Genomic DNA, 20,549 nt, shown 5'->3' with positions numbered 1-20,549 from the left:
ATTAAGCCACCTTCTCGCCGGCCGAAGCCGGGCCCACGTTTTCGATCAGCTTGTTGAGCGGCACCAGGCGCGCACGCTCGATCTTCTCGACCTCGGCACCCGGCACGCAGTAATCCACGTCGGTGTCGAAAGCGCGGACCATAAAGCTGCCGATCATGCCGAGCAGGCCGCCGATGGCGAGCCACCAGATGTGCCACACCATGGCAAAGCCCAGCACGGTGCCGAAGGCCGCCATGATCAGGCCCACGCCGGTGTTGCGCGGCATGTGGATGTCCGCGTAGTGCGCATGGCTCGGATAGGCGCGCCTGTGTTCCTTGTCCGCCCAGAACTGGTCCAGCTCGTCCACCTTCGGCAGCACCGCGAAGTTGTAGAACGGCGCCGGCGAGCTGGTGGCCCATTCCAGGGTGCGTCCGCCCCACGGGTCACCGGTTAGATCACGGTTCTCGGCGCGGTTGCGGATGCTCACCGCGAACTGCAGCAGCATGAAGCCGATGCCCAGCGCGATGAAGACGGCGCCAACGGCTGCCACGATCAGGTACGGCTGCCAGGCCGGGTTCGCGTAGTGGTTCATGCGACGCGTCATGCCCATCAGGCCCAGCACGTACAGCGGCATGAAGGCCAGATAGAAACCGACCACCCAGCACCAGAACGAAGCCTTGCCCCAGCGCTCCTCCAGCTTGAAGCCGAAGGCCTTCGGGAACCAGTAGTTGATCGCGGCAAACAGGCCGAACAGCACGCCGCCGATGATCACGTTGTGGAAATGCGCGATCAGGAACAGGCTGTTGTGCAGTACGAAGTCCGCGCCCGGCACCGCCAGCAACACGCCGGTCATGCCGCCGATGGTGAAGGTCACCATGAAAGCCACCGTCCACAGCATCGGCAAGGTGAACTTGATGCGACCGCGGTACATGGTGAACAGCCAGTTGAACAGCTTCACGCCGGTCGGGATCGAGATGATCATGGTCGAGATGCCGAAGAAGGCATTCACGTCCGCGCCCGATCCCATGGTGAAGAAGTGATGCAACCACACCACGAAGGACGCCACGCCGATACCCGCGGTGGCATACACCATCGACTTGTAGCCGAACAGCGGCTTGCCTGAGAACGTAGCCACGACTTCGGAGAACACGCCGAAGCACGGCAGGATCAGGATGTACACCTCCGGGTGACCCCAGATCCAGATCAGGTTGATGTACAGCATGGCGTTGCCGCCAAGCTCATTGGTGAAGAAGTGCATGTCCAGGTAGCGGTCGGCAGCCAGCAGCGCCAGCGCCACCGTCAGCACCGGGAAGGCCGCCACGATCAGGATGTTGGTGACCAGCGCCGTCCAGGTGAACACCGGCATCTGCATCAGCTTCATGCCCGGGGTGCGCATGCGCAGGATGGTCACGATGAAGTTGATGCCGCTGAGCGTGGTACCCAAACCCGATAGCTGCAGTGCCCAGATGTAGTAGTCCACGCCGACAGTGGGACTGAACTTCAGCTCCGACAAAGGCGGATAGGCAAGCCAGCCGGTGGCGGCGAAATCGCCCACGAACATCGACAGCATCACCAGCACCACGCCCGAAGCGGTGAGCCAGTAGCTGAGCGAGTTCAGGAACGGATAGGCCACGTCGCGCGCGCCGATCTGCAGCGGCACCACCAGGTTCATAAGGCCGACCACGAACGGCATGGCGACGAAGAAGATCATGATCACGCCGTGCGCGGTAAAGATCTGATCGTAGTGATGCGGCGGCAGGTAACCGGCGGCATCGGCCGAGGCGACCGCCTGTTGGGCACGCATCATGATGGCGTCGGCAAAGCCGCGCAGCAGCATCAGCATCGCCAGGATGCCGTACATGATGCCGATGCGCTTGTGGTCCACCGTGGTGAACCATTCGGTCCACAGATAGCCCCACTTGCGCTGGTAGGTCACGAAGCCGAGCAGTGCCGCACCGCCCAGGCACACCATCAGCAGGGTGCCCATGATGATCGGCTCATGGTAGGGAATGGCCGATAGAGAAAGTTTTCCGAACATGGCCTACTCCGCAGCCTTGGCGTGATCGTTGTGCGAGGGAATGGCGCTGGCCTGTTGCGGCTCGGTGCCGATCTTGCTCATCTGCATATCGCCCATGTACTGGCCGATGATGCTGTTGAACAGGCCCGGCTTGACGTTGGTGTAGTACGTCACCGGCACTTTCTCGCTCGGCTGCGTCAGCGCGTGGTAGGTCTGGTCGTCGAGGCTGGCCTTGCTGGCCTTGGCCTTGCTGATCCAGTCCTGGAAGCCCTGCTGGGAGGTTGCCAGCGCGGTGAAGTGCATGTCGGAGAAGCCCGCGCCGCTGTAGTTGCTCGACAGGCCGGCATAGGTGCCTGGCTTGTTCGCGATCAGGTTGAGCTGCGTTTCCATGCCCGCCATGGCGTAGATCTGGCTGCCCAACTGCGGGATGAAGAAGGCATTCATCACCGAGTCGGAAGTGATCTCGAAATGCACCGGCACGTCGGTCGGCATCGCCAATTCGTTGACGCTCGCGACACCGTAGTCCGGATAGATGAACACCCATTTCCAGTCCATCGACACGGCCTGGATGGTGATCGGCTTGGCCTGGTGGGCCAGCGGCTTGTACGGATCCAGCGCATGCGTGGAGCGCCAGGTGATGGTGCCGAGGATCGCGATGATGATGCAGGGAATGATCCACACCACCACTTCGATCGCGGTCGAATGCGACCACTTCGGCGCATACGTGGCCTTGGTATTGGAAGCGCGGTAGCGCCAGGCGAAGATCAGGGTCATCGCGATGACCGGGACTACGACCAGCAACATCAAACCCGTGGCGATCAGGATCAGCGACTTTTCCTGCATACCGATGTCACCCTGGGGTGACAGGACTTCCAGGTTGCAACCGCTGAGCAAAAGCACGGCTAGGCCTGCGCACGACCAGCGCGCGGCGGAGACGAGGGAACGCTTGTTCACGAACGACTCTTAAGAAGGACTGATTGGGAGGTGTCGTGGGGAGACGACTTATATATGGTATCGCGCTGCAGCAAGGTGTGACTAGCCCGCACACCGCGTTGAACTCCAGACAGAATGTCGCGGGCGCTCCGCCGATAGACATCTGCGTATGGATAAAGTAGGCACAACATGCCTGCTACCATGGCCCCATGAGCAATCCCATTCCCGCCCGCATAGCCGCCCTGCGCGAAGCGATGGCCAAGCATGGCATCGCCGCCTGCGTAGTTCCCACCGCCGATCCTCATTTGTCCGAGTACCTGCCCAAGCATTGGCAGGCGCGTACTTGGCTTTCCGGTTTCGACGGCTCTGCCGGCACCCTGGTGGTCACCGCCAAGACGGCTGGGCTGTGGACCGATTCGCGCTACTTCTCGCAGGCCGAACAACAGCTTGCGGGGAGTGGTATTGCGCTGATGAAGCAGCGCCCCGGGCAAGCGGCCGAACATCTCACCTGGTTGCAGCACCACCTGCATCAGGGGGATGTGGTGGCGGTAGCCGGCGATAGCGTGTCTGTGGCAACCCAACGGCAGATGGAGCGCCTGCTCGGCGCGGCCGGCGCCAGAGTGCGCGTCGACCTGGATTTGCCAGGCATGAGCTGGCGCGATCGCCCTGCCCTGCCCCATGCCCCGGTGTTCGAGCACCCGCTCAGCCATGCAGGCACGACGCGCGCTGAAAAATTCGAGAAGCTGCGCAATGCCATGCGCAAGCAACACGCGACGCATCATCTCGTCTGCAGCCTGGACGATGTGGCATGGCTTACCAACCTGCGCGGTAGCGATGTCGAGTGCAATCCGGTGTTCCTGGCCCATTTGCTGGTGCCGTCATCCGGAGCGGCCACGCTGTTTGTCGATCGGGACAAGCTCAAAGACAAGCTGGTCGCCGCGTTGCACGCGGATGGGATTCGTGTAGCCAACTACGCCACCCTGGCCGATGCGCTCGGCGAATTGAAAGCCGGCGACAGCTTGTTGTTCGATCCGGGCCATGTCGTAAGCGACGTGCTAGGAGCCATCGCGGCCGACGTGAAGCGGATCGAGGGCGCAAACCCTTCCACCGCCTTCAAGGCGGTCAAGAGCGAACACGAGCTGACGCACATCCGCGAAGTGATGCGTCGGGATGGCGCCGCGCTGGTGCGCGCCTTCCGCCGCCTGGAAGAACGCCTCGCCGCCGGCATGACGCAAACCGAGCTGGATGTGGATGCGCTGCTGCGCGGCGAACGCTCGGCCCAACCCAACTTCATTGGCGAAAGTTTCGCCACCATCGCCGGCTATATGGAAAACGGCGCGCTGCCGCACTATCGGGCCACGCCTGAGGCGCACGACACCTTGCAGCGTCATGGCCTGCTACTGATCGATTCCGGCGGCCAGTACCTGGGCGGCACCACCGACATCACGCGCGTGCTGGCCCTGGGGCCAACCACCGCCGAACAGCGGCGTGATGCCACCCTGGTTATGAAGGGCATGATCGCGCTGTCGCGCGCCCGCTTTCCGAAAGGCGCCAGCGGCCCGCAGCTCGACGCGCTGGCCCGCGCACCACTGTGGGCCAGCGGCATGGACTATGGCCATGGCACCGGCCATGGGGTGGGTTACTTCTTGAATGTGCACGAAGGCCCGCACGGCATCCGCCCGCCGATGTCCGGGGCGTCCCTGGTAGCGCTCGAACCGGGCATGATCAGCTCGATCGAGCCTGGCTTATATAAGCCTGCCCGCCACGGCATCCGCCACGAGAACCTCGCCGTGGTGGTCGAAGCCGAACAGACCGAGTTCGGCGAGTTCTACGCCTTCGAAACGCTTACCCTTTGCCCGTTCGACCGCCGCGTGCTGGAACCGGGCCTGCTGAGCCCGGAGGAACGCGCCTGGCTGGACGACTACCACGCCAGCGTACGTGCCGCGCTGGCGCCCCTGCTGGAAGATGCGGACCTGGCGTGGCTGGAGAAACACTGCGCGCCACTCTAGGGACGGTCTAATATCTACTCCGCAGTGCGTAGGCTGGGATGACAATCCCAGCTTCCCACCCGGTATCGAAGATGCTGGGATTGCATCCCAGCCTACGCGCTCTTGACCTTCCAGGCTCTCCCAACCATCCTCCCGCGCTTAACCTTATCCGCATTTGACGCATGAGCAGTCGCTATAACGCCGCCGACATCGAAGTCCTCTCCGGCCTTGACCCCGTCAAACGCCGCCCGGGCATGTATACCGACACCACACGCCCGAACCACCTGGCGCAGGAAGTGATCGACAACTCGGTCGACGAGGCGCTGGCCGGCCACGCCAAGTCGATCGAAGTGATCGTGCACACCGACGGCTCGGTGGAAGTGAGCGACGACGGCCGCGGCATGCCGGTGGACATCCATCCGGAAGAAGGCATTCCCGGCGTCGAGCTGATCCTCACCCGCCTGCACGCGGGCGGTAAATTCTCCGGCAAGAACTACAACTTCTCCGGCGGCCTGCACGGCGTGGGCGTGTCGGTGGTCAATGCGCTGTCGAACAAGGTGGAAGTGACTATCCGTCGCGACGGCAACGAATACCGCATGGCCTTCGCCAACGGCGACCGCGCCAGCCCGCTGGAAACCATCGGCAGCGTGCCGAAGCGTAAAACCGGTACCACCGTGCGCTTCTGGGCCGATCCGAAATATTTCGATTCGCCGAAGATCTCGCTGTCCAAGCTGAAGCATCTGCTGCGCGCCAAGGCGGTGTTGTGCGCTGGCCTCAACGTCAAGCTGCTCGACGAAGCCAGCGGCGAAGTGAGCGAGTGGTACTACGAGGACGGCCTGCGCGATTACCTGCGCGGCGAACTCGACGGCGCCGAGTGCCTGCCCGCCGACCTGTTCGTGCACCACGTGGCGCGCGACACCGAAGGCCTCGATGTCGCCTTCACCTGGCTGCCGGAAGGCGAACTGGTGCAGGAAAGCTATGTCAACCTGATTCCTACCATCCAAGGCGGCACGCACGTCAACGGATTGCGCAGCGGCCTGACCAATGCGGTGCGCGAATTTTGCGATATCCGCAACCTGCTGCCGCGCGGCGTGAAGCTTGCGCCGGAAGACGTGTGGGAACGGCTGGCCTTCGTGCTGTCGGCAAAATTGCAGGACCCGCAGTTCGCCGGGCAGACCAAGGAACGCTTGTCCTCGCGCAATGCCGCCGGGTTGGTGGAAGGCGTAGTGCATGACGCCTTCAGCCTGTGGCTGAACCAGCACGTCGATCTGGGCGAACGCATCGCGCAACTGGCAATCGAACGCGCCAGCGCACGCTTGAAAGCCGCCAAGCAGGTGGTGCGCAAAAAGATCACCCAGGGCCCGGCCCTGCCCGGCAAGCTGGCCGACTGCACCGCCACCGACCTTACCCGCACCGAGCTGTTCCTGGTGGAGGGCGATTCGGCCGGCGGCAGCGCCAAGCAAGCACGCGACAAGGAATTCCAGGCCATCCTGCCGCTGCGCGGCAAGATCCTCAACACCTGGGAAGTGGAATCCACCTCGGTGCTCGCTTCGGAGGAAGTGCACAACCTGGCGGTGGCGATCGGCTGCGATCCGGGCAAGGACGATCTGTCCGGCCTGCGCTACGGCAAGGTGGTCATCCTGGCCGACGCCGATTCCGACGGCCTGCATATCGCCACCCTGCTCAGCGCGCTGTTCCTGCGTCACTTCCCGGCGCTGGTGCGCGAAGGCCATGTATTCGTGGCGATGCCGCCGCTGTTCCGCGTCGACGTGGGCAAGCAGGTGTTCTACTGCCTGGACGAAAACGAAAAGCAGGCCATGCTCCAGCGCGTCGAGCGCGAAAAGATGAAAGGCCAGGTCACCGTCACCCGCTTCAAGGGCCTGGGTGAAATGAACCCCGGGCAGCTGCGCGAATCCACCATCCATCCCGATACGCGCCGCCTGGTGCAACTGACGGTGGAAGACAACGACGGCACTGCCAAGCTGATGGACATGCTGCTGGCGAAGAAGCGCGCCTCCGATCGCAAGAGCTGGCTGGAAGAGAAAGGCGATCTGGCTACCCTGGAAGTGTGACCGCAACAAAGCATCGGCCTGCCCCGGAATCGCCCCGAACGGACGCGAAGCCATCACAATCGAGGGTCATGCTTGATCCTCAATACTTGCAACCAAGAACGGAATCATGCTGCTCGCCAGATATCCGCAGGAAGTGGAATGCCGAACGGACGCGGCCTGGGTTGCCACGGACCAAGTCTCGCCTGCCCCGCTAAGGCTTCCAGGACTCGATGGCCTTCGCGCCATCGCCGTTTCGGCGGTCATGCTCTTCCACGCCGACTTCCGCTGGGCCCGCGGCGGCTATCTCGGCGTCGACCTGTTCTTCGTCATCTCCGGTTTCCTGATCACTGGCCTGCTGGCACGGGAAGTCGATGCCACCGGCCGCCTGGATCTTGGCCATTTCTATTGGCGCCGCGCCAAGCGCCTGCTGCCTGCTTCGTGGCTGATGATGGCAGCGATCGTTGTTGCCGCAGCCCTGATCGCGCGCGATGCCCTGCCGCACCTGCGCGGCGATAGTGTCGCTTCACTGCTGTACATCACGAATTGGGAGCTGCTGCACGCCAACACTTCCTATTTCGAAGCGATGGGTCGTCCTCCCCTGTTGCAACACCTGTGGTCGCTCGCCATCGAGGAACAGTTCTACATCCTGTGGGCGCCGCTGGCGCTGCTGGTGTTGCCACGTGCCGGTCGCCGCGCGCTTGCCTTCCTTGCCATCCTGCTTGGCCTGGCGTCTGCGGCCTGGATGTACCTGCTGGCGCACAAGCTGGGTTATCCGGACCAGGGCGATCCGTCGCGCCTGTACTTTGGCACCGATACGCACGCCTTCGCCCTATTGCTGGGCGCAGCGCTGGGCTTGCTGTGGGAACCTGCACGATCCCTGCGATCGCCCGGCGTGGCCGGACGCGGCTTTGGCCTGTTGCTCGGCTTGACTGCGCTGGTCGGCATGTTCGCCCTGTTCGCGACGATGGGCGAAGAGACTCCCACGCTCTATCCATGGGGTTTCCTGCTAGCCGCCATCGCGAGCCTCACCTTGGTCGCCACCGCCGTCCATCCCGCCCTGGCGATGGGGCGCTGGCTCGATGTGCATCCACTGCGCTGGATCGGAGAGCGCTCGTACGGCATCTATCTGTGGCACTGGCCCATATTCATGCTGACGCGCCCTGGCATCGACCTGCGTGGAATGGGAGCCAACGAAACATTTGCCCTGCGCGTCGTCATTACCGTCGTCATCGCGGCGCTGTCGTACCGCTTCGTCGAAATGCCCATCCGCCACGGCGCCATCGGACGCATCTTGCATGACGCGCGCCTGCGGTCGCGTCGCCTCCACGCGTGGTCGCGCGGACTGGCCATGGCATTGGGCATCGCGCTCGCCTTCGGCAGCATGGGGGTCATCCTTTGGCAGGCTCCGGTCGATGCCAGCCCCGCACAAGACGTGCGCGAGGCACTGAGCGTAGACGCTCCGATCACGCCCATCCATCCCAGCGCACCGGTCGATCCAGCCAAGGACACCAAGAGCAAGAAGACGTACACAGCGCTCACCGTCAGCCTCGCAGACACCGCGGTTGTCACGTCCACAGCATCCGTGGAAGAGCCGGTCGTGCCGGTGCCAACACCCGAAGCAGACGCGCCATCGGATGGCCCGGCCGTGGAAACTTTTTCAGGCGCCGACGTCACCGCCATAGGCGACTCGGTGCTGCTGGGCGCCAGCCGCTTGCTTAAAGCCTCGCTGCCCGGCGTGGACGTGCATGCCACCATGGGCTGGCAGGCGGCTGATTTGATCCGTCAGTTGAAGGCGTTGCAGAGCGCCGGCCTGGTGCGCCCGGCCGTACTTCTGCACCTGGGCACCAATGGCTATGTCACGGAAGACCAGCTGCGCGAGATGCTTTCCATGCTGGCCGGCTGCAAGCGCGTGGTGCTGGTCAACACGCACGTGCCACGCCGCTGGATGGAAGCCAACAACGCGCTCATCGACCGCGTTGCTCCCGATTTCCCCAACGTAGTGGTCGTACGCTGGAACGACGTCTCCGATGACCAGCCCGACTACTTCGTATCCGATGGCGTGCACCTGACGACCATCGGCCAGCGCGTATTCATCGCCGACATCCTGCGCACGGGCCACTTGGTACGTGACGAGAAGAACGCGCAAGCGCGCGAAAAAACGCCGGACGAAACGCCCCCGCCGGCCATCCACCCCTCCAATACGCTGGTGCTCGCCCCACAGCCCGCTGCCAGCAACGCGTATTGGCGCAAGATGGCCCTGTGCGAAAGCGACGCCAACTGGACCCATGCCGGGCGGCACTCGGGTGGCCTGGGCATCACTCTCGAAGACTGGACCAGCTGGGGCGGCACCGACTTCGCGCCGACTCCGGGCGAGGCCAAGCCCGAACAACAGATCGAAGTCGCCAACCGCATTTCCACCCAAGGCTGGACCAGTCCGGCAGGCGTGCTGGTCAAGCCGGTGGGTTTCGACCGTTGGCGCTGCGTGGCGGCGCTTGGCCATCCGCCCTCGACCTCGCCCTACACTTACACGCCGGAGAGCGTGATCGCGCAATCCTTCCATCTGGGTGAACGCGGCGAAGTAGTGCGCGATCTGCAACGGCTACTCGGCGAGACGACGGACGGCGTCTATTCCAGGAAGCTGCGCAAAAAGCACTTTGCCTACCTGAAACAACACGGGCTGGATGAAACCCTGGCCGCATCGGAACCGTAAATGACTAGAACATGGTGCGTGCAAGCCACATCACGCTCGCTGATCATCAAAACCTGCTGCGCCGGCCTACTCGCCCTGTCGCTATGTCATCCAGCATCGGCCAGCCAGGTCGAAGACCTGGTTTGCCCACACCCGACACCAGCCCCCAAGCCGCTCATCGCCAGTCCTGTCGCCACGGTATCCATGGCCGGCAACCAGATGCCCAGCAATGCGGAACTCGGTCCGCTCGCGCACACCACCATCCGCGACCAGCCGGTGCTCGATCGGCACGCCATCCCCGGCCTGGAATTGGCCAACGGCCAACTGCGGCGCATTGCTTTTTGGGGTGACAGCCACATCGCTGCCGGCCCGTTCATGCCTACGCTGATCAGCGCCCTGCGTGACAAGGGCCTGAGCGTGGGGCCACGTTTTCTGCCTCCAACGATGGGGCGTGCGAACGTGAGCTTGCCGGGATTGCGGGCGTACTGCATCGGCTCGGCGTGGAGCACGGAAATCGCCTATACCTCACCGACGCCGCTTGATATCGGCCCCGCACTGGCCGACCGCGTGGTCGAGGGCGGCCCGGAGAGCTATCTCTGGCTGGATCTGCGCAACGCCTCGCGCGAAGCCGAAATGCAACAGGTGCAGATGGTCTATGACGCGCCACAAGGCGCAACCGTCGACTACTCCATCGACGACGGCGGTACGCACACCTTGACGCTAGACAGCACCACCGACAGCGAACTGTTGACGGTACGCAGCGATCATCCCATTGCCACGCTCAAGTTGCGTGTAGCGCGAGGCAAGCTGGTACTGCATGGTTTCATGCTCGAACCCGTGAAGCTGCCTGACGTCACTTTCGACGTGTACGGCCTGCCGTCCGCCACCGTAAAGGGTTGGGCCAATGCCAATCCCAAGGTGATCGCGCAAACGCTGCATGGTGTGGGCTACGACGGCGTGGCGCTCGAATACGGCACCAACGAAGGTGCCGACAAGGACTTCGATGCGGACAAGTACGCTGCCCTGCTGACCAAGGCGCTCACCAACGTGCGGCAGGTGTTTCCTTCCGCGTCGTGCCTCCTCGTCGGGCCGCCCGACCGTGGCGTGCTGCGTGCCGGCAAAGACCGAAGATTGCCGTTGCTGGCCTACAGTCGCATCCATCACCAGATCGAAACGATCCAGCGAACGGTCGGCAGCCGGTTCGGATGCGTTGCATGGAGCTGGCAGGACCTGATGGGTGGCCAGGGCGGCAGCTATGGCTGGGCGCATGCGCAACCAAGCCTGATGGGACGTGACCTGATCCATCTCAGCCCCGATGGCTACCGACGCACGGGACACGCCCTGGCCCACAGCCTTGGCTGGACGCCCTGAATTGGACGGCGGCGGGCATCGCATGGATCATCCACACCTGCCCGCTTAAACTGAGCTGGCGATTCCCAAGCGTTCCCATCACGTCGGAAAACGTCCATGGCCTTACTCCCACCCATCGACCTGCAACGTTGGATCGACGAGCATCGCCATCTGCTCAAGCCACCCGTCGGCAACAAATGCATCGTCGATGGCGATTTCATCATCATGATCGTGGGCGGCCCCAACGCGCGCACCGACTATCACCACGACGAAGGCCCGGAATTCTTCTACCAGCTCGAAGGCGAGATGGTTCTCAAGGTGCAGGATGAAGGGGTTGCCCGCGATATTCCCATACGCGCCGGCGAACTGTTCTACCTGCCACCGCGCGTGCCGCATTCGCCGCAACGCATGCCCGATTCGGTCGGCATGGTGATCGAACGCCGTCGCCTCGGGCATGAAAAAGACGGCTTGCTATGGTTCTGCGAGCGCTGCAATCACCCGCTGTACGCGGAATATTTCACGCTGCAAAACATCGAGACCGACTTCCCGCCGGTGTTCGATCGCTTCTATACCTCGAAGGAAGCGCGCACGTGCAAGGCTTGCGGACATTTCAACCCGGCGCCGGCGCGTTATGAGTAGGCTGGGATGAAATCCCAGCATCGTGAGGCGGCATGCATGGTAATGCTGGGATTGCCATCCCGGCCTACGCACTCATGCGCACCAGCCACTTGCGCGCCATCCGCCGCAGCGATTCGTCGGTGTCCTGGGCATAGGCCAAATCGCGGATAGGCACCCAGGCAAGCGCCAGGGATTCATCGCTGACCAGGTACCCTTCGCACTCGCCGGCGCGCACCACGTAGCGCACGTCGTAGTGCCAGTGCCCTGGTTCGTGCTTGCGCTCGGGTATCCAATGCCGGTCGACGTCGAAAATGCCAGGCTCAACGGTCAAGCCTTGCAGCCCGGATTCCTCTGCTGCTTCGCGCAGCGCCACCGCGGCCAGGTCACTGTCGCCATCGGCATGGCCACCCAGTTGCAACCATCGCTGTAACTTGCGGTGATGCGTCAACAGCACTCGCTCGCCATCGCCACTCACCAGCCAGGCCGAACCGGTGAAATGGCCCGAAGCATGTTCCCGATCGAAGGGGCGCTCGGCCTGCTCCAGAAACGCCAGGCACGCCTGCACGTGCGGATCGCCGGGAAAAGCTTGCGCATAGCTGCGCAATGTCTGATGCAAAGTCACGAAAGTCTCCTGACAAAAAACACAAACGACGCAGGTGCATTTTAAAAGTAATCCAATAGCTCGGTCGCGTGGCATTGATTAATTTCGTTCGTAGGCCGGCACGTGCCTGCCGAAACCACCCTCACGCTCGAGAACCTTGCGATGAATCGCTCAAGCTTGAAATGCATCCTCTTCGCATCGCTGTTCGCTTCCACCAGTTGCTGTGTACAAGCCAGCAGCTCGGATTCGGACGTCAATTTCACCGGACCGTTGATAACACCCAACCCGATGAATCTGCCGCAGGGCACACTGCTGATCGAACCCTATCTCCTGTATTACAAGAGTGATTCCGTTTATGACAGCAACGGCAACGAACAGCCGGTGCATCCTGGCCTGCGTCAATGGCAACTCTCTCTGCCGATGTTCTACGGCATCACCGATCGCTTCCAGGTACAAGCCACACTCGGCGCAGTGCACTCCATGTCCGGCAACATGAGCACGGACGGCTGGAAGGTCGGTGACACCTCCGTCGGCGCGCAGTATCTGCTGCTGTCTCCCGGCCAAGATGGAAAGAGGCCCGCTGTTTCCGTGTTCTATGCCCACCGCTTTCCTACCGGCAACTACGACCAGCTCGACGAGAATCCGTTCAATGCCAATGGCAACGGTGCCAATATCGACACCCTCTCGCTGAGGGCGCAACAAATAGTCTGGCTGCCAAATAAGCGCCCGCTGCGCGTACGCGCCTCGCTCAGCTACAACCTGCCGCCGAGCGGCGTGAACGTGAACGGTTACAGCACTTATGGCACACCCAAGGATTTCCACGGCATCGCCCGCCTGGGCCAGGGCTTTGGCGCAGCCATTGGCACCGAGTACAGCATCAATTCGCAATGGGTACTGGCCCTGGACCTGACTTACGACCGCACCGGCTCGTCCCAGTTGCGTGGAGTAACGAACGGCGGCGACAAGCTGACCCTTTTTGAGCGGCGCACCAGCTCGCGCAATGTGTACAGTTTGGCGCCCGCCGCGGAATACAACTTTAACGATCGCTTCGGTCTGATTGCCGGCGTGCAATTGAGCTTCGCCGGACGCGACAACGATGCGTTCATGACGCCCATGGCGGCTTTCAACATGGCGTTCTGAAACGATTCGCAGCAAAAAACGCAAGTGCCATCGGGCCTCGAAAAAAGCGTGTCCCGAGGGTTCACCACCAAGGCCATTTAACCGCAATGCAGCTTGTACCAGCGCCCTGGGCTGGGCTATGGTTCGCTGATGCCTCGAGCCCTCGGGTCGATTTCAATAGCTGTCGAAAAAATGAGGCAGTCGTTCTCATGGGGAGCATTTAATGCTATTCAAACGCGTCAAGCCACTTGACCTGATTCTAGCCACCGCCGAAAAGAAGTCGCTCACGCGACAGCTCGGCGCATTCCAGCTCACCATGCTCGGTATGGGCGCGATCATCGGCACCGGTATTTTCGTGCTGACGGCGGAAGCGGGTCAGAAAGCCGGCCCGGGCATGATGGTCTCGTTCGTGATTGCAGCCATCGTCTGCGCGCTGGCCGCCCTGGCTTACGCGGAACTCGCTTCGATGGTTCCGGTGGCAGGCTCCGCCTACACCTACACCTACGGCGTGCTCGGCGAAGGTCTCGCGTGGATCGTCGGTTGGGCGTTGATCCTGGAATACACGATCGCCGCCAGCACGGTATGCGTGGGCTGGTCGGGCTATATGAACGGCCTGCTCGCCAGCCACGGGCTAGGACTGCCCGCATTCCTTCGCGCCGGCCCGATGGATGGCGGCATGTTCAATCTGCTGGCCTTCCTGATCGGTGCAGTGATCACCTTCCTGCTGGTGATCGGCACGTCGAAGTCGGCCACCGTGAACTCGTTCCTGGTGCTGATCAAGGTTATCGCCTTGACCGTGTTCATCGTCATTGCCCTGCCCAGCGTGCACGAAACGAATTTCCAGCCTTTCACACCCAACGGCTGGGGCAGCCCGATGGGTGGCATCGGCGTACTGGGCGCCGCCGCTTCCATTGTCTTCGCCTACATCGGTTTCGATGCCGTTTCCACCGCCGCCGAGGAAACCAAGAATCCGAACCGGAACATCCCGATCGGCCTGATCGGTTCGCTCGGCATCTGCACCGTCTATTACCTGCTGGTGAGCTATGGCGCCATCGGTTCGGTAGGTGCGCAGCCGGTGACCGGCCCGGGTGGCGTGATGCTGCAGCCGGGAACCCCGGAAATGGCGGCCGCCTGTAAAGCTTCCGAAGCGCTGGTATGCAGCAAGGAAGCCCTTGCGCATGCCCTGCGCGTGCTGCACCACAACTGGTGGGGCGACATGATCGGCTTTGCTGCGAGCATTGCCTTGCCGTCCGTGATCCTCACCATGACCTATGGCCAAACGCGCATCTTTTTCACCATGGCGCGCGACGGCTTGCTGCCGGCGTCATTCGCCAAGATCCATCCGCGCTTCCATACCCCGCATGTGATCACGCTCACCACCGGCCTGTTCGTGTCGCTGTTCGGCGCGATCTATCCGGTCGGCCAGCTTGCCGACATCACCAACTCCGGCACGCTGTTCGCGTTCATGATGGTGGCCATCGGCGTGATGGTGCTGCGCGTCACGCAGCCTGAGCGTAAGCGTCCGTTCCGCACTCCGCTGGTGTGGGTCGTGTGCCCGCTCGCGGTGGCCGGCTGTCTGCTGCTCTTCATCAACCTGCCGCTGAGGACACTGGAAGTATTCTTCGGCTGGGGCATCTTCGGCCTGGTGGTGTACTACCTCTACGGCCGTCGCAAGAGCCACCTGGCCAACGGCACCGAACCTGCCTAAGCTCGTGCGCTGCGTTATTGAGTGAATCTGATACGGCACGGTGAAACCCACCGTGCCGGCTTTCTTTCAGGGATACCTATGCTGAAACAGCTGTTCGCCCGCAAAACCGATTTTTCCGAAGATGAAAATGCGCACGGCCCTAGCCTGCGCCGGACACTCGGTCCCTGGGGCATCACCGCATTGGGCATTGGCGCGGTGATCGGCACGGGTATTTTCGTCGTGACCGGTCAGGCCGCAGCCGATCATGCGGGGCCGGCGGTACTCATCTCGTTCATCCTCGCCGCGATCTGCAGCGGCTTCTCGGCGATGTGCTATTCGGAATTCGCCACGCTGATTCCGATTTCAGGCAGTTCCTACTCCTACGCCTATGCCACCCTGGGCGAACTGGTAGCCTGGTTCATCGGCTGGAACATGGTATTGGAATACGGCATTTCCGCTTCGGCGGTGGCCGCCAGCTGGACCGGCTACTTCGTCAGCCTGCTCGACCACGTCGGCATTCATCTGCCGCCCGCGCTCACCGACGCCCCCTTTGCGTACACCAATGGCGCGCTGGTCACGACCGGGCACCTGTTCAACCTGCCCGCGGTCGCCATCGTGATGGCGCTGACCTGGGTGTGCTACATCGGCATTCGCGAATCGGCCGGCATCAACTTCTTTATGGTGCTGTTGAAGGTTGGCCTGATCATCGTGGTGGTGATCGCTGGTTATCGCTACGTCGATCCGGCCAACTGGCATCCATTCATTCCGGCGGCGCAGGGCGATCATAAATACGGCTGGGGCGGCATTTTGCGCGGTGCCGGCATGGTTTTCTTCGCCTATATCGGCTTCGAGGCCACCTCGACCGCCGCCCAGGAATGCAAAAACCCCCAACGTGATCTCCCCTTCGGCACCCTGGTATCGCTGGTCATCTGCACGGTGTTGTACCTGGCGATGGCCGCGGTGCTCACCGGGCTCGTTTCCTACACGCAACTTGGCACCCCCGAGCCGGTCGTTACCGCGATCAAGGCACACCCCGAACTTGGCTGGCTGCGCCTGATCGTGGAAATCGGCGCAATGATCGGCTTGTCGTCGGTGATCCTGGTGATGATCATCGCGCAACCACGCATCTTCATGATCATGGCACGCGATGGCTTGTTGCCCCGAATATTCAGCAGTATCCATCCGCGCCATCGCACACCGCATATCAACACGCTCATCACGGGCGGCAGCATCGCATTGCTCTCAGCCATCTTCCCGCTCGACCTGCTGGCGAACCTCACTTCGATGGGTACGCTGATCGCGTTCGTGGCGGTGTGCGCCGGCGTGCTGATCCTGCGCTATACCGCGCCGGAAATGCCCCGTACCTTCCGCGTGCCGTGGGCGCACGTTATCTGTGTGGGCGGCGTGCTGAGCTGTACCGCCCTGCTGGCCACCTTCGATTGGTTCAACTGGGCCCTGATGGTGGTCTGGACCCTGTTCGGCCTTGCGATTTATTTCACCTATGGGGTTCGCCATAGTCGCCTGCGTCTTGCCAATGACACGATAAAGGGGCAAACGTCGGTTATTTGAAGCGATCTGTCATCAATTGACGTGAACGGGCGTCAATTGACAGCTAACAGCGTTTTAATGAACTGAAGGTAATGTCTCGGATTTTTATCTTAACTTATTGAAATTTAAAGATAAAAATTTCAAGCACAAGAATTTTCCTACCCCAGCCCGCCGTATTTCCGTCAACCGGAGTATCATCGGTAGCCCGTGGGTTGATCACTTGGCAGTGGGCCCCGGATCGCGACCCGGCGCGTCAGGCCAGCTAGCTCCTCGACCTGGCGCGTCCGGGTAGCACCTTTCAGCAACACCCCTTCGTTTCTTTACAAACGCCTGTCTCGTACAGGCGTTTTTTTATGTGTGCCTAACACTTCCACAAAAAAAGCCGGCGCGAGGCCGGCCTTTGTTTGGCTCAAACGAGCTTCAAGCTTGCTTGGCGGTATGCGAGATGCACCAGCCCTTCGCCGACACTGCTTTGCCTGGGAACAATTGGCATGGCCCGTAACCCGATGCGGCAGCGGTGTAAAACTGGCAATTAGCGCAGCTATCGCCAGGCTTGTGCTTGGCATCGGTGGTCTTGCTGGCATCTTCGACGTAACCCAGCGCCTTGGCCGTAGGATCCGCATCGGAAACATGCGGCAGATCATCCGCGCGTGCGACGCGCGGCAACCCGCTGACCAGTGCTGCCGCGGCGGCGGTGCCGGCGGCAAGCTTGAGGAAACGACGGCGTGACGCGATATCTTCTTGTCCTGACATATCTACCCTCATGGCACGAAAGTCCGCCGCGGGGACTGCGGCGACGCTCCCCGCATCCTAACGCCATGCGACACACCGGGGCCCTTTCGCGAATAACTCGCATTTAGCACTTTTCCTGCCGTGCTATAGTCGCCTTCCATTTGGACGTCCATTTGCCATGAGCCAAGACCTGCCCGCCTCCATTCCCGCTGCACTGTTCTACGAGCGCGCGGACGCGATCGCCGACGCTGCGCGCGAACTGGCGCAGCAGGGTTGGACGCCCGCCACCAGCAGCAACTTTTCGATGCGCGTGGACAACGATCACGCCGCAATAACAATCTCCGGGCGCGACAAGGGCAAGCTTGGGCGCGATGACATCATGCTGGTGGACATGCACGGCAAGGCCGTCGGCACCGGCTCACGCCCCAGCGCGGAAACCGAGTTGCACACGCAGGTGTATCGCCGCTGGCCCGAAGTGAACGTGGTACTGCACACGCATTCGCGCACGCAAAGCGTGGCCTCGCGCCTGTTCGCCGCCGACGGCATCATCCGGCTGCAAGGCTGGGAACTGCAAAAGGCGATACGCGGCCACACCACCCATGAAAGCGTGCTGGACATTCCTGTCTTTCCCAACACCCAGCACATGCCCGAACTGGTGGCGCAAGTGGATGCCTGGATCGAATCGGGCAAACCGCTGCACGCCTACTTGATCAACGGCCACGGCATCTATACCTGGGGTCATGACATGGCCGAAGCGCGCCGCCACCTGGAGGCGCTGGAATTCCTGCTCGGCTGCGAACTCGATCTTAAGAGACTGAACGCATGAGCCGCCTGCGCATTTTCGACGAACAGCAGCCGCACAACCCACTCTCGGTGCACGAGGATCACGCCGGCATCGCCAGTGAGCTGGGCAAGGTCGGCGTACGCTTCGAGCAATGGGAAGCCAGCCAGCCGGTCACCCCCGGCGCCAGTCAGGAAGAAGTGATCGCCGCCTACCGCGCCGACATCGATCGCCTGATGCGCGAAGAGGGGTACCAGGCGGTCGACGTGATCAGCCTGAAGCCGGACCACCCCGATCGCGCCGCGCTGCGCCAGAAATTCTTGAGCGAGCACACCCACAGCGAGGACGAGGTGCGGTTCTTCGTCGCCGGCGCGGGCCAGTTCACCTTGCACATCGACGGCAAGGTTTATGACGTCCTGTGTGAACAGGGCGACCTGATCGGCGTACCGGACGGCACCCGGCACTGGTTCGACATGAGCGAGGCCCCCTATTTCGTGGCGATTCGCCTGTTCACCAACAAGGACGGCTGGGTGGCCAACTTCACCGGTTCCGATATCGCCCAGCAATTCCCACGGATGCGGCCACTGACCGTGGCGTAGGCTGGGATGAAATCCCAGCTTTCGCGCCGATGACGATGCTGGGACCTCCATCGCAGCCTAGGAAATCAGCCGCTTGCACCCGCGCAAGCGCACGCTAAGCTTGGGAGCCCCTCTTGCTCCCCGCTGCCATGACCGTCATCCGCGCCATCGTCACCGACATCGAAGGAACCACCAGCTCGATCAGTTTCGTCAAGGACGTGCTGTTCCCGTATGCGCGCAAGCGTCTGCCGGCCTACGTGGAGACGCATGGCGACCGGCCTGAAGTGCAACACTGGCTGCACGAAGCGGCCAAGGAGGCCGGGATCATCGAAGCGAGCCGCCAGGAAATCATCGAGCTGCTGCTGCGCTGGATCGACGAAGACCGCAAATCCACCGCCCTCAAGGCCTTGCAGGGCATGATCTGGCAAGAAGGCTACGAGACCGGCGAATACCGCTCGCACATGTACCCGGAAGTCTCCGCGCGCCTGCACGCATGGCGCGGCGAGGGCTTGCACTTGTACGTGTATTCGTCGGGCTCCGTACAGGCCCAGAAACTGCTGTTCCGCCACACCGAGTCCGGCGACCTTACCCCGCTGTTCGCAGGCTACTTCGATACCGAAACCGGTCCCAAGCGCGAACAGGTCTCCTACCAGCGTATCGTGGAGGCGATCGGCGAGCGGCCCGAGCACGTGCTGTTCCTGTCCGACGTGGAGCAGGAACTGGACGCAGCCCGCGCCGCCGGCCTGCAAACCGGCTGGCTGCTGCGGCCGCCGCTGGAGCTTCCGCCCCAGCCCAAACACCCGGCCTACACCAGCTTCGACGCCATCCAGCCCTGAGGCGACAGCCATGCGCATGCGCACCGTACTGACCGCCCTGCTCTCCTTCGCCGCCGGCGTACTGGTAATGCTGGTGGTGATCGGACACCGGCCACCACCGGAGCATGCAGCACCGAGCGTGGCAGCCAGCAGCTCGGCCCCGGCGCCTTCCGCGTCCACCAGTGATACGGAAGACAACGACAACGGCGACAATTGGCCGAGCCAGGGCCCCTCCCCCGAGCAAGTGATCTACTCCCAACCGGCCCTGCTGAGCCAGGCGGTGTCCAAACTGTCGCCACGCATACCGGACAAGACCAATCTGTACCTGGTCGCCTTCGCCGGCGATGGCGGCGAAGACGTGTTTCGCAACGAAGCCGAATACGCCGCTCAGCTGTTCACCCGGCGCTTCGGCCCTACTGCGCACGCGCTGGTGCTGGAAAACAATCCCGGGACCTTGCAGTCGCACCCGCTGGCCAGCTGGAGCAACCTCGAAGCTGCACTTGATCAGCTCAGCACCGTGATGAAGCCGGAGCAGGACATCCTGGTGCTGTACATGACTTCCCACGGCGATGAAGACCACAACCTGCTGGTCGACATGGACCCGCTGCCGTTGGACCAGATTGGCGCACCGGACCTCGCCGGCATCCTGAAAAAACGCCCGTTCAAGTGGAAAGTGGTGGTGGTGAACGCCTGCTACTCCGGCGGCTTCGTACCCGAACTGCGTGGCCCCGGCACGCTGGTGCTGACGGCTGCGCGCACGGATCGCAGTTCGTTCGGTTGTGGCAGCGATTCGGACATCACCTATTTCGGCAAAGCCTGGCTGGTGGATGCCATGAACAAGACCGACAACTTTGTCGACGCCTTCCAGCTTGCCAAGCGCGATATTTCCGATTGGGAGCAACAAGACAAGCTCACCCCGTCGGAGCCGCAGATCGACATCGGTACTGGCATCACGCAGCAGCTGGCTACGTGGCGCAAGGAAGTGAGGCCAGGACCGGCCGTGCGATTCAATCCTCCTCCGTCCTCGCAGTAGGCTGGGATGACAATCCCAGCATTACCATGC

At 62.3% G+C, this 20,549-nt stretch carries 16 protein-coding genes; 12 read left to right on the top strand and 4 right to left on the bottom strand.

The features are described 5' to 3' along the window. Window position 1: 1 nt before the first annotated feature. Complete coding sequence (gene cyoB, locus QQJ96_RS16215; protein ID WP_284333061.1) at window positions 2-2,017, bottom strand: cytochrome o ubiquinol oxidase subunit I; 2,016 nt, start codon at window positions 2,015-2,017, stop codon at window positions 2-4. Between the two features lie 3 nt (window positions 2,018-2,020). Then, window positions 2,021-2,950 (bottom strand): ubiquinol oxidase subunit II, encoded by a 930-nt coding sequence (gene cyoA, locus QQJ96_RS16210; protein WP_345782711.1) that lies wholly within the window; start codon window positions 2,948-2,950, stop codon window positions 2,021-2,023. Between the two features lie 188 nt (window positions 2,951-3,138). Here cyoA and QQJ96_RS16205 point away from each other — a divergent pair, with 188 nt between their 5' ends. The 5 genes from QQJ96_RS16205 to QQJ96_RS16185 all read left to right on the top strand — a co-directional run bounded on the left by QQJ96_RS16205 (window position 3,139) and on the right by QQJ96_RS16185 (window position 11,646). Then, entirely contained in the window at window positions 3,139-4,938 is a 1,800-nt protein-coding gene (locus tag QQJ96_RS16205; protein ID WP_284333060.1) for an aminopeptidase P family protein, read from the top strand. Between the two features lie 161 nt (window positions 4,939-5,099). Further along, window positions 5,100-6,989: a DNA topoisomerase IV subunit B gene (gene parE / locus QQJ96_RS16200; protein ID WP_284333059.1), complete on the top strand. Its 1,890-nt coding sequence runs from the start codon at window positions 5,100-5,102 to the stop codon at window positions 6,987-6,989. A gap of 106 nt (window positions 6,990-7,095) precedes the next feature. Continuing rightward, window positions 7,096-9,678 carry an acyltransferase family protein gene (locus QQJ96_RS16195; RefSeq protein ID WP_284333058.1) on the top strand — a complete coding sequence of 861 codons (2,583 nt, stop codon included), beginning with the start codon at window positions 7,096-7,098 and terminating at the stop codon, window positions 9,676-9,678. Continuing rightward, a complete protein-coding gene (locus tag QQJ96_RS16190; RefSeq protein WP_284333057.1) occupies window positions 9,679-11,028 on the top strand; it encodes an SGNH/GDSL hydrolase family protein in 1,350 nt (449 codons plus the stop codon). Between the two features lie 96 nt (window positions 11,029-11,124). Then, window positions 11,125-11,646 (top strand): 3-hydroxyanthranilate 3,4-dioxygenase, encoded by a 522-nt coding sequence (locus QQJ96_RS16185; protein WP_284333056.1) that lies wholly within the window; start codon window positions 11,125-11,127, stop codon window positions 11,644-11,646. A gap of 64 nt (window positions 11,647-11,710) precedes the next feature. Here QQJ96_RS16185 and QQJ96_RS16180 read toward each other — a convergent pair whose 3' ends face one another. Beyond that, a complete protein-coding gene (locus tag QQJ96_RS16180) occupies window positions 11,711-12,241 on the bottom strand; it encodes an NUDIX hydrolase (protein WP_404649114.1) in 531 nt (176 codons plus the stop codon). A gap of 108 nt (window positions 12,242-12,349) precedes the next feature. Here QQJ96_RS16180 and QQJ96_RS16175 point away from each other — a divergent pair, with 108 nt between their 5' ends. The 3 genes from QQJ96_RS16175 to QQJ96_RS16165 all read left to right on the top strand — a co-directional run bounded on the left by QQJ96_RS16175 (window position 12,350) and on the right by QQJ96_RS16165 (window position 16,601). Further along, on the top strand, window positions 12,350-13,366 hold the full coding sequence (locus QQJ96_RS16175) for a transporter family protein (RefSeq protein WP_284333055.1): 1,017 nt from the start codon (window positions 12,350-12,352) through the stop codon (window positions 13,364-13,366). A 202-nt stretch (window positions 13,367-13,568) separates the two neighbouring features. After that, window positions 13,569-15,053 carry an amino acid permease gene (locus QQJ96_RS16170; protein ID WP_284333054.1) on the top strand — a complete coding sequence of 495 codons (1,485 nt, stop codon included), beginning with the start codon at window positions 13,569-13,571 and terminating at the stop codon, window positions 15,051-15,053. A gap of 78 nt (window positions 15,054-15,131) precedes the next feature. Continuing rightward, window positions 15,132-16,601, top strand: coding sequence for an amino acid permease (locus QQJ96_RS16165; RefSeq protein WP_284333053.1), 1,470 nt, complete (start codon window positions 15,132-15,134; stop codon window positions 16,599-16,601). 399 nt (window positions 16,602-17,000) lie between these two features. Here the strand turns inward: QQJ96_RS16165 and QQJ96_RS16160 are convergent, their stop codons facing one another. After that, a complete protein-coding gene (locus QQJ96_RS16160; RefSeq protein WP_284333052.1) occupies window positions 17,001-17,333 on the bottom strand; it encodes a high-potential iron-sulfur protein in 333 nt (110 codons plus the stop codon). Window positions 17,334-17,490: 157 nt separating this feature from the next. On the opposite strand from QQJ96_RS16160, the gene QQJ96_RS16155 reads away from it, so the two are divergent. From QQJ96_RS16155 to QQJ96_RS16140, 4 genes are all read left to right on the top strand, one after another. Continuing rightward, window positions 17,491-18,138 carry a methylthioribulose 1-phosphate dehydratase gene (locus QQJ96_RS16155; RefSeq protein WP_284333051.1) on the top strand — a complete coding sequence of 216 codons (648 nt, stop codon included), beginning with the start codon at window positions 17,491-17,493 and terminating at the stop codon, window positions 18,136-18,138. Next, entirely contained in the window at window positions 18,135-18,692 is a 558-nt protein-coding gene (locus tag QQJ96_RS16150) for a 1,2-dihydroxy-3-keto-5-methylthiopentene dioxygenase (protein ID WP_284333050.1), read from the top strand. Before QQJ96_RS16155 ends, QQJ96_RS16150 begins: the two co-directional genes overlap by 4 nt. 128 nt (window positions 18,693-18,820) lie before the next feature. Beyond that, window positions 18,821-19,507, top strand: coding sequence for an acireductone synthase (gene mtnC / locus QQJ96_RS16145; RefSeq protein ID WP_284333083.1), 687 nt, complete (start codon window positions 18,821-18,823; stop codon window positions 19,505-19,507). A gap of 16 nt (window positions 19,508-19,523) precedes the next feature. Beyond that, on the top strand, window positions 19,524-20,519 hold the full coding sequence (locus QQJ96_RS16140) for a C13 family peptidase (protein ID WP_284333082.1): 996 nt from the start codon (window positions 19,524-19,526) through the stop codon (window positions 20,517-20,519). Window positions 20,520-20,549: the final 30 nt, after the last annotated feature.

It is taken from the genome of Dyella flagellata (assembly GCF_030160275.1).
Lineage (GTDB): Bacteria > Pseudomonadota > Gammaproteobacteria > Xanthomonadales > Rhodanobacteraceae > Dyella_B > Dyella_B flagellata.
This window is presented reverse-complemented; position numbering and strand designations above follow the sequence as displayed.